This window comes from Paucibacter sp. Y2R2-4, assembly GCF_025717535.1.
In the GTDB taxonomy this organism is placed as follows: domain Bacteria; phylum Pseudomonadota; class Gammaproteobacteria; order Burkholderiales; family Burkholderiaceae_C; genus Paucibacter_A.
The window spans coordinates 813,729-825,232 of record NZ_JAJIRO010000003.1 but is presented as its reverse complement, the minus strand read 5'-3'; the positions used below and the strand labels follow the sequence as shown (position 1 = coordinate 825,232).

Here is an 11,504-nt window from a genome sequence, read left to right as displayed (position 1 = left end):
TTACTTCTGACCAGCAGCTGGGATTTGTAGCATCTTCGCCGATAGATCAACGACCTGCCTCGATGTAGAGTGCCTGCTGACATTGGCCTGGCCCAATTAGCACAACAACCGACCGCTCAGGGCACGGAGCAGCACTTCACGGGCACGTTCTCCGGATACGCCAGCGGCGCCCTAATGCCATTTCGCAGCTTGAGAAAGCTGTCTTGGACCGGTCAGCGTCTCGCGCGCAGGTGGTCTTGCATCCCGACTTCGCTGAGCGACAGCTTGACGAGGTGCTGCAGACATTCGCCCGCCGAAGCGCTCAATGGCCGGTGTCGGCAGCAGCGGTCGCTGGCTTACCAAGACTGAACGGCAGCAGCCAGCCTTGAACCGACATCATTTTTGGGCTGGCGGCACTGCAGCGGTTGTCGTCATCGACGATCAGCCGTCAACTCCACGCTCTCTGGCATGAAGCAGACGCCGACGCTCTTGGCCGGGTGACGGGATCAACGACCGGTGTCGAAGGTGCTGCCGACGTCCAGCCTAGCCGTCTGGCAGTCGGCGTCGAACGTCTCCCAGTAATGCAGGTTGCCGAGACCGTCGCAGCGATGTCCGAGGAGAAAATCAAGACCTATGTGCCGCTGTGGGTCTTCATAGTGGCCAACGTCGCTCTTGCTTATTTCACGGGGCACTTTCTTCTGAAGCAGCTGGCGCTCGGTCACTAGTTCCGAAACGTTGTAAGGCTACGGCATGTGAAACTCGAGCCCAGTGGCATGGAGGCTACTGATCCAGAACGTCATCAAGGAATGCAGGGACATGGCGAAGACCAGATTTCAGGGCGCAGCTGACATTGAGGACGAGGACTTCAGGCGCGCGTTTGTCGAGGACGCCCTCGTCATCGACTGTCATGAGATTCGCCTGGTCCAGAAGCGACTTGACTCCCCCATCACCTACGTTGGGCCTGGTTCCATCGAGGTTGGCGCAAGAAAGGGCGTCGTGGTGCGCATGGTGTGCCCGCGCTCGGAGACAGATCCATATGAACCCCTCAGTTTCTTGACGAGCTTGAATGGCCCTCAGGCTGGAGTCATCCTGGCCGACGAACACTACTATCGGCTTGAAGCCAGAGACGTCGCCGGCGACACCTGGCTGTGCGAGTCAGGAAGCCTGGAAAGGAGTGACCGGGAGTCCACGGTCGTGCTGAGCTTTACTTCCTCTCGCATCACATGCGCCACACAGGCACCTGCCTCAAAGGACTACGCCTTCCTAGTGTTCCTCGACGAGCTCGGATTTCCAAGGAACACTGTTAGGACAACCACGGTTGAAAAAGGCGGGGCGCCTTGGGGTACGCAGTCAAAGTGGGACCTGTCAGAGGGTGTCGTTGCGGGCTTGAACATCTCGTACGAGGGAATCAATGTCGTGCCGGATAGGAAGTACTCGCTGTTCGTAGCGGTTGCTGGGAGCGAGATGGAAACACCGGCTGGATTCGAGGACCGGTTGCTTGAGGCAATCAGGTTCTGCACCGCAACCATCGCGACCCCTGTGATGACTCAGGTAGGAAAGGATGGGAAGAGAACAATCGAGCTTTCGCGGGCGCGTGACCTGAACAAAGGCCTGGTTGAGCCCCCAGTTCCTCACCAGAACCATGGGTCGGACTTCTTCCGGCTATTTGATTGCTACTACGCGTATGCCTGTGCGAATGCAGCAGGCAAGGACTACTCACCGTTGTCTGCAAAGGTTGGCGGGCTGTTCTCCCTGAAGGGTGTCTGGGTCGAGACTGTGGTCTTGCTTCTCTCTGTAGCAGTCGAGAAGATGCTCAACGAGAAGGAGTTCAAGCGTCTTGGGAAATCGGCAGCCGAAGTTAAAGGCGAGGTAGACAAGGTTCTGGCTGCTGTGCGAGAACTTGAACTCAGCGAATCGATGGCCAAGCGAGTCGGGGGCGCTTTGAATGGGTTCAAGTCCAACAGCCCTTCCGATCGGCTCCACGCGTTGATTGAGGCCGGTGTCCTAGTCGAAGACGACCGAACGTCATGGAAGGCGAGCCGAAACGCGGCCGCGCATGGTTCGTTCGAGATTGAACCCGAGGAGTTCCAGCAAGCCATCGATGCGGCCTTTCGGCTGATGACCATGATCTACAAGATGGCGTTCCTCTGCATCGGCTACTCTGGCTCGTACACGAACTTCGCCGTCAGAGGCTGGCCAGTGCATCAGTTCGACTTGGCAAGGTATCAAGCCGCGCTTGCCAAGCCGGCAAGCTGAAGAGGAGCCATGCGTTGAGCGCAAACATCAAGGCGACGGCAAGCCCGCTAGCTGGCTACGTCTATCAAACCCTGCAGGGAGTTGAGCGGCTTGACCGACCGAAAGGTGACAGGCCGAGCCGAGGGAAGGCCGGCCGCCGCTTAAGAGTGCAGTAGGCGAATGTTTCACGCCAATACGAGTGTTGCCAGCGCAGCAGGTTCTCGGCGGGACCGTGAATGGCAGCAACGGGTCGACCTGCGACGGTCGCGGGACGCGATGGCGGTCGCTCGACCAACCCGAATGCAAACTTCCGGCCCAAAGGCCGATTCCGGGTGTGAAGCAGCCGGCCAGGCCGTGCCGCATCGCTCGACCGCTTCTGGCAACAGCGGTCACTTGGAGCCGGTCGTTCAACGACCGAGATCAGCCTAGTGCTGCAGTTCGACGGCATGCAGCTCCGCGCAGGTAGCAGACGATGTAGCCTGCAAAACTTGCACCGCAACAATCCGCGTTGACTGGCCTTTTCGATAAAAGTGGTCGGGGAGTTCTTGCCGGACTAGAGACTACTTTCAATCGAAATAGGTGGCTTATTTGGATCGGTGCAGGCGACTCTTTTGGCTCCGGCTACGCTCTTTCCCCGGCTGGCTCATCCTGCAAGCCAACGCCGCCACAGCGCGCCAGCATGCGAGCGGAAATAGTTGAGTTAACCATGCTGGGCCGCAGGATCCCTATAGATGAGTTGGAAGGTCCGGCTACCAGCTGCCGTGTGATTGAAAACTGGACGCTGACCACGGGCGTGGACGGCGAACGAGTCGTACGCGAGGCTTCTCTTCGCCGCACTTATTCGAAGGGCGAGCCGCCATTGCCGGACTCATTGCAGGAGGCGCAAGTCACCCGGGCCGACGAGCGTGGGCTGCTGATCGTCGGCCTGTAGCGCAAGGGCAATGCCCAATATCGGCAGGCCTGGTGGGTGAGGCCCGATTGATGCATCACTCGGCAATCAACCCGGGCCCAATAACCACGCCATGTAGACTGCTTCTACGCCAATCTTGTCCACAGAATTTGTGGACAACTATTCCGGCCCATGTGTGATCCGAGCCTTCAGCCCCCCCCACGACTAGTCCGCACAATTGATCCAAAACTGTGGGCCACACAAGGGCCAATTGGCCCGAAGTGACCCAATGGTCATATCGAGCCGAAGTAGCCCAAATGGGCCACGAATCCCAATGGTCACTCAGAAATTGGCTGGGGACGCCTGGGCCACTAGCCCAAGGGTCAAATCGGGTATTTCGGGAACTGGTGTGGGCCACGGATGGGCCATTTTTGGGCCACAAATGGGCCACAAAGCAAAACGCCAACCTCTCGGTTGGCGTTCTACTCACGTAAGTATTTGATTTACTTACGTTTTTTTGGTTGCGGGGGCAGGATTTGAACCTACGACCTTTGGGTTATGAGCCCAACGAGCTACCAGACTGCTCCACCCCGCGACTGACCGGAGAAACAAAAGGCCACCAAGTTCAGGCGGCCTTTTGTTTTTTGCGAAACCACTCAACAGAGCGCCTACGCCAAATTTATTTGGTTGCGGGGGCAGGATTTGAACCTACGACCTTTGGGTTATGAGCCCAACGAGCTACCAGACTGCTCCACCCCGCGACTGAAGCTAGCAGTATACCGCATTTTTGTGAGAAGCGTTACAGGCCCGCCGCATTTAATGAAGAGAGAAAGCGCTCGGTGTTTTGGAAGCCAATCACACGAGCACCTTTTAGCTCTTGGCCCGAGGCATCAAAGAAGATGGTGCCCGGGGGGCCAAAGAGATTGAATCGCTTCAGGAGTTCTCGATCCGCCGGGCTATTGGCCGTGACGTCAGCCTTCAACAGCAATGCACCCGCCAGATGCTGGCGGACGACGGGGTCGCTGAAAGTAAAACGCTCCATCTCTTTACAAGACACGCACCAGTCGGCATAGAAGTCGAGCATGACTGGACGTCCTGCACTGGCCAAGGTGGCATCGAGTTCCGCCAAGCTCAAAACCCGCTTGAAGGGAAGGCCCTCCTCCGACGATGCCGAGGTTTGCGAAGCACCTGCTTCAGCCCGCATTAAGCCGGCCAATGGCTTGAAGGGGTCGGTCCCTCCGCTTGCGGCCCCGAGGATTTGCAAAACGCCACAAATCACGCTGACGATCGCCGCAGTCTTGCGCAGCCATGTGCGCGGCCGATGCACTGCGTGAGGCGCCTGAAACAAGCCCAGCATCGCGGCCACACCAATCAGCAAGGCACCCCACAGCAACTGAGCCGCAGCAGCGGGCAAAACAGGCTGCAAGGTCCACAGCGCCACAGCAAGCAAGAGCATGCCGAAGAGGTGCTTGACGCCGTCCATCCAAGCACCGGCACGCGGCAACAAGCTACCCGCAGAAAGGCCGAGCAAGAGCAAAGGAACACTCATACCACTGGCGAGTGCGAACAAAGCGGAACCGCCCAGCACCACATCGCGCGTCTGGCTCAGATACACCAAAGCTCCCGCGAGAGGCGCAGCCACGCAAGGGCTGACGATCAAAGCAGACACACCACCCATGACAAACACGCCCAACATATGACCAGCAGGCAAGCGCTGAGAGGCTTGCGAGAGCCCACCGCTCATGCTGTGTGGGAGGCTGATATCAAAGGCGCCAAACATGGACATCGCAAAAACAACGAGGGCGAGCGCAAAAAGGGACAAGACCCAAGGCTTCTGCAACGCAGCAGCCAAACCTTCACCTGCCAGCCCTGCGGCGACACCCAGGGCGGTGTAGACCAAGGCCATGCCGAGCGAATAGCTCAATGCCAACAAAAAGCCACGACTGCGACTGGTTTTCGCACCCGCTGATTCGCCCACAATGATGGAGGACAAGATGGGCAGCATGGGCAGCACGCAAGGCGTTAGCGACAAGAGCAGCCCTGCAACAAAAAACACACCGATCACGGTCCAGAAACGGCCTGATTGAAGCGCAGCATCCAGCCGATTGGACTCAGTCAATGCACCGGCTGAGTTTGACGTTGCCGCATTCGATACGGCGGGGGTTTGCTTGTCGGCCTCGGTGCTTTGACCTCCAGCCATCAGCGACGTAGCGCTTGAATCGGCGTCGATTCGCTCTATCTTTGCGCTCGCGCCATTCGCTGGCAGCTGAATACGATAGCTCGCCACCATAGGCGGATAGCAAAGCCCCTTGTCGGCGCATCCCTGCCCGGTGATGGTCAGAGTAAAGGGAGCGCTAGGCTTTTCAACGGCGACACGCGCCGACAGCGACTCGCGATAGATTTCAACCTCTTTTTGAAAGGTCTCATCGAATTTCACCTTGCCTTTGGGCAATTCGATCCGTCCCAGCACGCCCACCTCTTGCGCCTCTGCCTTGAACTGCTCACGGTACATGTAGTAACCGGGAGCAATTTCAAACGTTACATCGAGCGTGCGCTCATCCTGCGACTTGACCTGTAGCTTGAAGGCCTGTTCTGGCTCTAGAAAATCTTCAGCATGGGCATGGCTGACGGCAAGCAAGACGCCAAAGGTCCAGGCAAAAACGAGTTTGATAAGGCGGGACATATGCTGTTGGAGATATGAAATGGGAGCGAGCGCTTCTGTTGAAAGCTGCCGCGCACCAAGCAGCCCGTGAAGGCGCGAGACAAAATCATCGACGGATGAGCAGGATATAAGCACAAGGTCGAGCAAACCCTGCAGACGAAAAAAAAGGCCAGCACAAGGCCAGCCTTTTTTCTGGAACCAACGCCACACTGCAAGCAGTTGAGCGTCAGTCGCAGCGCTTACTCAGCGGCTTCGACAGCAGTCTCAGCTTCAGCGCGATCCACCAGCTCAACATAAGCCATAGGTGCATTGTCGCCAACGCGGAAGCCCATCTTCAAGATACGGGTGTAGCCGCCAGGACGAGTCTGGAAACGGGGGCCCAGTTCGTTGAACAACTTGCTGACGATGTCCCGATCGCGCAGACGGTCAAAAGCCAAACGACGATTGGCCACGGTAGGCACCTTGGCCAAGGTGATCAAAGGCTCAACCACGCGACGCAGTTCTTTGGCCTTAGGCACAGTGGTTTTGATGGCTTCGTGTTGCAGCAACGAAACGCACATATTGCGCAGCATTGCTTTGCGGTGTTCGCTGGTACGGTTCAGCTTACGGAGGCCGTTACGGTGACGCATGGTGCTTTCCTTTCAAACTATGTAATGCCGGCAGCCGTATCAGGTACTGCCGGGTGCACCGGATGGAGTTGGTCAGCGCTCCATCCTTTCTTCAAAAACGAATTAACGCTTGTCCAAGCCTTGTGGCGGCCAGTTTTCCAGGCGGGCGCCCAGAGTCAGACCACGCGAAGCCAGCACTTCCTTGATTTCGTTCAAGGACTTGCGGCCCAGATTCGGCGTCTTCAACAGTTCAGTTTCGGTACGCTGGATCAAGTCGCCGATGTAATAGATGTTCTCGGCCTTCAGGCAGTTGGCCGAACGAACGGTCAACTCGAGCTCATCCACAGGGCGCAGCAGGATAGGATCAAACGACGAGCTACGGGGCGAAGGCTGGGTGTCGAACATGTCGCCCACATCAGTGCCTTGCAACTGTGCAAACACAGCCAGTTGTTCAACCAAAATCTTGGCCGAGGCACGGATCGCTTCCTCAGGCGAGATCGCGCCGTTGGTTTCGATTTCCATGACCAGCTTGTCGAGGTCAGTACGCTGCTCAACGCGAGCGTTTTCAACGGCGTAGCTGACGCGACGAACCGGAGCGAACGAAGCGTCCAACACAATGCGGCCGATCGACTTGGTGGCTTCATCGCCATAGCGGCGCATAGAACCGGGCACATAACCACGGCCCTTCTCAACCTTGATCTGCATGTCCAGCTTGCCGCCTTGCGACAGATGGGCAATCACGTGATCCGGATTGATGATTTCGACGTCATGAGGCGTCTGAATATCAGCAGCGGTCACAGGGCCTTCGCCTTCTTTGCGCAGCACCAACGTGACTTCTTCACGGTTATGCAAGCGGAAGACCACGCCCTTGAGGTTCAACATGATGTGAACCACATCTTCTTGAACGCCATCAATCGCCGAGTACTCGTGCAGCACGCCAGCAATCGTGACTTCCGTCGGCGCATAACCCACCATCGAGGAAAGCAGCACACGACGCAGGGCGTTGCCCAGGGTGTGGCCATAGCCGCGTTCAAACGGCTCCAGTGTTACCTTGGCGCGATGACCGCCGAGAGGCTCCACATTGATGGATTTGGGCTTGAGCAGATTTGTTTGCATGAGGTCTTTCTTTCAATACCCTCGGTTCGTTACACCGATAAGGCTGAGGGACCAACCGGGCTTCGCCGCGATAGGACCCGCCCAGACGAGGGAAAGCCGACTGCACCCGAAGGAGCACAGCCGGCAGCTGCACAACGATTAACGCGAGTACAACTCAACGATCAGAGATTCGTTGATCTCAGCGCCAAACTCGTCGCGGTCAGGAGCCTTCTTGAAGACGCCTTCCAGCTTCGTGGCATCAACAGTCACCCATGCTGGCAAGCCGATCGACTCAGCCAACTTCAGTGCGTCGACAACGCGCAGTTGCTTCTTAGCCTTTTCACGCACAGCGACAGTGTCACCGGCCTTGACCAGGTAGGAAGCGATGTTCACGACTTCACCGTTCACGGTGATGCCCTTGTGGGAAACCAGCTGACGAGCTTCAGCGCGAGTGGAGCCGAAGCCCATGCGGTAAACCACATTGTCCAGACGCGACTCGAGCAAAGTCAGCAAATTGGTACCGGTCGAGCCCTTACGGCGCTCAGCTTCAGCGAAGTAACGGCGGAACTGACGCTCCAACACGCCGTACATGCGCTTGACCTTTTGCTTTTCACGCAGTTGCAGACCGAAGTCAGAGGTGCGCTGACCCGAAGTGCGGCCGTGCTGGCCTGGCTTGGAATCAAACTTAGCCTTGTCGCTGACAGCGCGGCGGGCGCTCTTCAGGAACAGGTCGGTGCCTTCACGGCGCGACAGTTTGCACTTAGGGCCTAGATAACGTGCCACTTTGTATTTCCTTTTTCATTCTGACGCACAGCCCGTCGGCACATGCGCGAGTCTGGCCAGTGTTTTTATAGGCTCAGACGGTGGTTTTCAAGAAGTCGCCATAACTTTAACAAGCTACAGCACCTCAACGAAACGGCCGGCGCGGCACTTTCGTGCCCGCCGGCGCGGGGAAGCTTGCGATTATCGCATCCTTCGCAGAAAAGGCAAACGCCTTAGATGCGACGACGCTTTTGAGGACGGCAGCCGTTGTGCGGCACAGGCGTCACATCAGAGATCGAGTTGATCCGAATGCCAAGGGCGCCCAAAGCACGAACCGACGACTCACGACCTGGGCCTGGGCCCTTGATCTTGACATCCAGGTTCTTGATACCTTGGTCTTGAGCTGCACGGCCGGCCACTTCAGCCGCGACCTGCGCAGCGAAAGGTGTCGACTTACGCGAACCCTTGAAACCCTGGCCGCCGCTCGAAGCCCAAGACAGGGCGCCGCCTTGACGGTCAGTGATCGTGATGATCGTGTTGTTGAACGAGGCGTGAACGTGAGCGATGCCGTCTGCAACGTTCTTGCGAACCTTCTTGCGGACGCGCTGTGCAGCCGAGTTATTGGGAGACTTTGCCATCTTGACCTTCTTTCAATACTAGCCGCAGATCACTTCTTGCCCGTAGCGGCCGACTTGCGCGGGCCCTTACGAGTGCGAGCGTTCGTGCGAGTGCGCTGACCGCGCATCGGCAGACCACGACGATGACGGAAACCACGGTAGCAACCGAGGTCCATCAAACGCTTGATGTTGATAGACATCTCGCGGCGCAGGTCGCCTTCGATGGTCATCTGACCCACAGTTTCCCGGATCTTTTCCAGATCGGAATCGGTGAGGTCCTTGACCTTCTTGTCGAACGGGATACCGCAAGTTGTGCAGATCTTCTGAGCCGTCGTACGGCCAACGCCGTAGATGGAAGTCAGGCCGATCTCAGTGTGCTTGTGCGGCGGAATATTAATACCAGCAATACGTGCCATGTGCGTCCTCTAATTCGCTCGTGTCGTGCAGCAATCAGCCCTGGCGCTGTTTGTGGCGCGGATCTGTACAGATCACACGCACCACGCCCTTGCGACGGATGACTTTGCAATTGCGGCACATCTGCTTGACGGATGCCGAAACTTTCATGGATTGCTCCTTGACCTATTCAAATGCGCTCGAGGCGCGTAACCCGGGGAATAGAAAAGCTCACTTCGCCCGGAACACGATGCGAGCACGACTCAAGTCGTACGGGGTTAATTCAACGGTGACTTTATCGCCAGGCAGGATGCGGATGTAGTGCATACGCATCTTGCCGGAGATGTGGCCGAGAACGACATGCCCGTTCTCCAGCTTCACACGAAACGTGGCATTTGGAAGATTCTCAAGAATCTCGCCCTGCATCTGAATGACGTCGTCTTTCGCCATGCCTTCGTTTCTGTTCTGATGGATCTTGGTTAAAACAATGGTTCAGCTTTTCAGCTGGCCTTGAAATTCGCTTTTTTCAGCAATGAATCGTACTGCTGACTCATCACGTAAGACTGCACCTGAGCCCAGAAGTCCATCGTCACAACAACGATGATCAACAGCGAGGTTCCGCCGAAGTAGAACGGGACGTTGTACTTCAAGGTCAAAAACTCGGGCAGCAAGCACACACCGGTGATGTAGATTGCGCCAGCCAGCGTCAGCCGAGACAGGATCTTGTCAATATGCTTCGCAGTCTGTTCACCCGGGCGAATGCCTGGGATGAACGCGCCACTCTTCTTCAAGTTGTCTGCTGTTTCACGGCTGTTGAACACCAAGGCCGTGTAGAAGAAACAGAAGAAAACAATCGCAGCAGCATACAGCAGCACATAGATGGGCTGGCCCGGGCTGACCATTCCAGCCAAGTCCTTCAACCAGCGCAAGCTGTCGCCAGTGGCAAACCAACTCACGATCGTCGTCGGCAGCAAGATGATCGACGAAGCGAAGATCGGCGGGATCACGCCCGACATATTCAACTTCAAGGGCAAGTGCGAGCTTTGACCACCGTAAACCTTGTTGCCCACTTGGCGCTTGGCGTAATTGACCAGGATCTTGCGCTGACCGCGCTCGACGAACACCACCAAGTAAGTCACCGCCACCACGATCGCAACGATGAACAGCGAAGACACGGGGCCCATCGAACCAGTACGAACCAGCTCAAGCAAACCGCCGATAGCACCAGGCAAGCCCGCTGCGATACCGCCGAAAATCAAGATCGAAATGCCGTTACCAAGTCCACGTTCGGTGATCTGCTCACCCAACCACATCAGGAACATCGTGCCAGCCACCAGACTCGACACCGCGGTCAAGCGGAAGCCAAAGCCAGGGTTAATCACCAAGCCAGCTGAACTCTCCAGAGCCAGCGCAATGCTGAGCGATTGGAAAATAGCCAGGCCCAAGGTGCCATAACGTGTGTACTGCGTAATCTTGCGGCGTCCCGACTCACCTTCCTTCTTCAGCGACTCCAAAGTCGGCACCACGTAAGTCATCAACTGAATGACAATCGAGGCCGAAATATAGGGCGTGATGCCCAGCGCGAAGACGGTAAAGCGCGACAGCGCACCGCCAGAGAACATATTGAACAGGCTCAGGATGCCACCTTCCTGACCCTTGAAGAACTGCTTCAGCTGCGCAGGGTCGATGCCCGGAACAGGGATATGCGCCCCAATCCGATACACGACCAATGCCAACAGCAGAAACACAAGGCGGCGACGCAAGTCGCCAAACTTGCCGCTCTTGGCCAGTTGGTTTGCGTTGGTAGCCACTGCGCCTCGTTCCTGTCTAATTAAGCGACCGAGCCGCCAGCGGCTTCGATAGCTGCCTTAGCACCAGCCGTCGCGCCCACGCCCTTCAGCGTGACCTTGCGGCTGATTTCGCCAGACAGAATCACCTTGGCGTTCTTGCTCAGCTCAGGGATCAAGCCCACGGCCTTCAGCGTAAGCAGGTCGATTTCATCGGCCACCAAAGCTTGCAGGTCGCTGAGGTTGATTTCAGCGTTGAACTTCAAGGAAGCCGACTTGAAACCGCGCTTGGGCAAGCGGCGCTGCAGAGGCATTTGACCGCCTTCGAAGCCCACCTTGTGGTAGCCGCCAGCACGCGACTTCTGACCCTTGTGACCACGGCCGGCTGTCTTGCCCAGACCGGAGCCGATGCCACGGCCCACGCGACGCTTGGAGTGCTTGGCGCCAGCTGCGGGTTGAATGGTATTGAGTTGCATC

The 11,504-nt window shown here is 57.1% G+C and carries 13 protein-coding genes and 2 tRNA genes; 3 read left to right on the top strand and 12 right to left on the bottom strand.

What is annotated here, in order from left to right:
- The first annotated feature begins 404 nt into the window (after positions 1–404).
- The 3 genes from LNV06_RS15090 (at position 405) to LNV06_RS15080 (ending at position 3,145) form a co-directional block, all read left to right on the top strand.
- The gene (locus tag LNV06_RS15090) at positions 405–704 is read left to right on the top strand and encodes a hypothetical protein (RefSeq protein WP_263539096.1); all 300 of its coding nucleotides are present in this window, start codon (positions 405–407) and stop codon (positions 702–704) included.
- A gap of 91 nt (positions 705–795) precedes the next feature.
- Positions 796–2,235 carry a ribonuclease HepT family protein gene (locus LNV06_RS15085; protein ID WP_263539095.1) on the top strand — a complete coding sequence of 480 codons (1,440 nt, stop codon included), beginning with the start codon at positions 796–798 and terminating at the stop codon, positions 2,233–2,235.
- Between the two features lie 715 nt (positions 2,236–2,950).
- Positions 2,951–3,145, top strand: a complete 195-nt coding sequence (locus tag LNV06_RS15080) for a hypothetical protein (protein ID WP_263539094.1) — start codon at positions 2,951–2,953, stop codon at positions 3,143–3,145.
- 476 nt (positions 3,146–3,621) lie between these two features.
- Here the strand turns inward: LNV06_RS15080 and LNV06_RS15075 are convergent.
- The 12 genes from LNV06_RS15075 to rplO form a co-directional block, all read right to left on the bottom strand.
- A tRNA-Met gene (locus tag LNV06_RS15075) sits at positions 3,622–3,698 on the bottom strand.
- Between the two features lie 89 nt (positions 3,699–3,787).
- Positions 3,788–3,864, bottom strand: a tRNA-Met gene (locus LNV06_RS15070).
- Positions 3,865–3,902: 38 nt separating this feature from the next.
- Positions 3,903–5,786 (bottom strand): protein-disulfide reductase DsbD, encoded by a 1,884-nt coding sequence (dsbD, locus tag LNV06_RS15065; protein WP_263539093.1) that lies wholly within the window; start codon positions 5,784–5,786, stop codon positions 3,903–3,905.
- A 218-nt stretch (positions 5,787–6,004) separates the two neighbouring features.
- Positions 6,005–6,394, bottom strand: a complete 390-nt coding sequence (gene rplQ / locus LNV06_RS15060; RefSeq protein ID WP_263539092.1) for a 50S ribosomal protein L17 — start codon at positions 6,392–6,394, stop codon at positions 6,005–6,007.
- A 102-nt stretch (positions 6,395–6,496) separates the two neighbouring features.
- Entirely contained in the window at positions 6,497–7,489 is a 993-nt protein-coding gene (locus LNV06_RS15055) for a DNA-directed RNA polymerase subunit alpha (RefSeq protein ID WP_263539091.1), read from the bottom strand.
- Between the two features lie 138 nt (positions 7,490–7,627).
- A complete protein-coding gene (rpsD, locus tag LNV06_RS15050) occupies positions 7,628–8,251 on the bottom strand; it encodes a 30S ribosomal protein S4 (protein ID WP_263539090.1) in 624 nt (207 codons plus the stop codon).
- Between the two features lie 212 nt (positions 8,252–8,463).
- Complete coding sequence (gene rpsK, locus LNV06_RS15045; protein ID WP_263539089.1) at positions 8,464–8,868, bottom strand: 30S ribosomal protein S11; 405 nt, start codon at positions 8,866–8,868, stop codon at positions 8,464–8,466.
- 29 nt (positions 8,869–8,897) lie between these two features.
- Positions 8,898–9,263, bottom strand: a complete 366-nt coding sequence (gene rpsM / locus LNV06_RS15040) for a 30S ribosomal protein S13 (RefSeq protein WP_263539088.1) — start codon at positions 9,261–9,263, stop codon at positions 8,898–8,900.
- Between the two features lie 34 nt (positions 9,264–9,297).
- Positions 9,298–9,411: a 50S ribosomal protein L36 gene (rpmJ, locus tag LNV06_RS15035; protein ID WP_263539087.1), complete on the bottom strand. Its 114-nt coding sequence runs from the start codon at positions 9,409–9,411 to the stop codon at positions 9,298–9,300.
- Positions 9,412–9,471: 60 nt separating this feature from the next.
- Entirely contained in the window at positions 9,472–9,690 is a 219-nt protein-coding gene (gene infA / locus LNV06_RS15030; protein WP_009855680.1) for a translation initiation factor IF-1, read from the bottom strand.
- Between the two features lie 50 nt (positions 9,691–9,740).
- Positions 9,741–11,051 carry a preprotein translocase subunit SecY gene (gene secY, locus LNV06_RS15025; RefSeq protein ID WP_263539086.1) on the bottom strand — a complete coding sequence of 437 codons (1,311 nt, stop codon included), beginning with the start codon at positions 11,049–11,051 and terminating at the stop codon, positions 9,741–9,743.
- 20 nt (positions 11,052–11,071) lie between these two features.
- On the bottom strand, positions 11,072–11,503 hold the full coding sequence (gene rplO / locus LNV06_RS15020; RefSeq protein ID WP_263539085.1) for a 50S ribosomal protein L15: 432 nt from the start codon (positions 11,501–11,503) through the stop codon (positions 11,072–11,074).
- Position 11,504 lies beyond the last annotated feature (1 nt).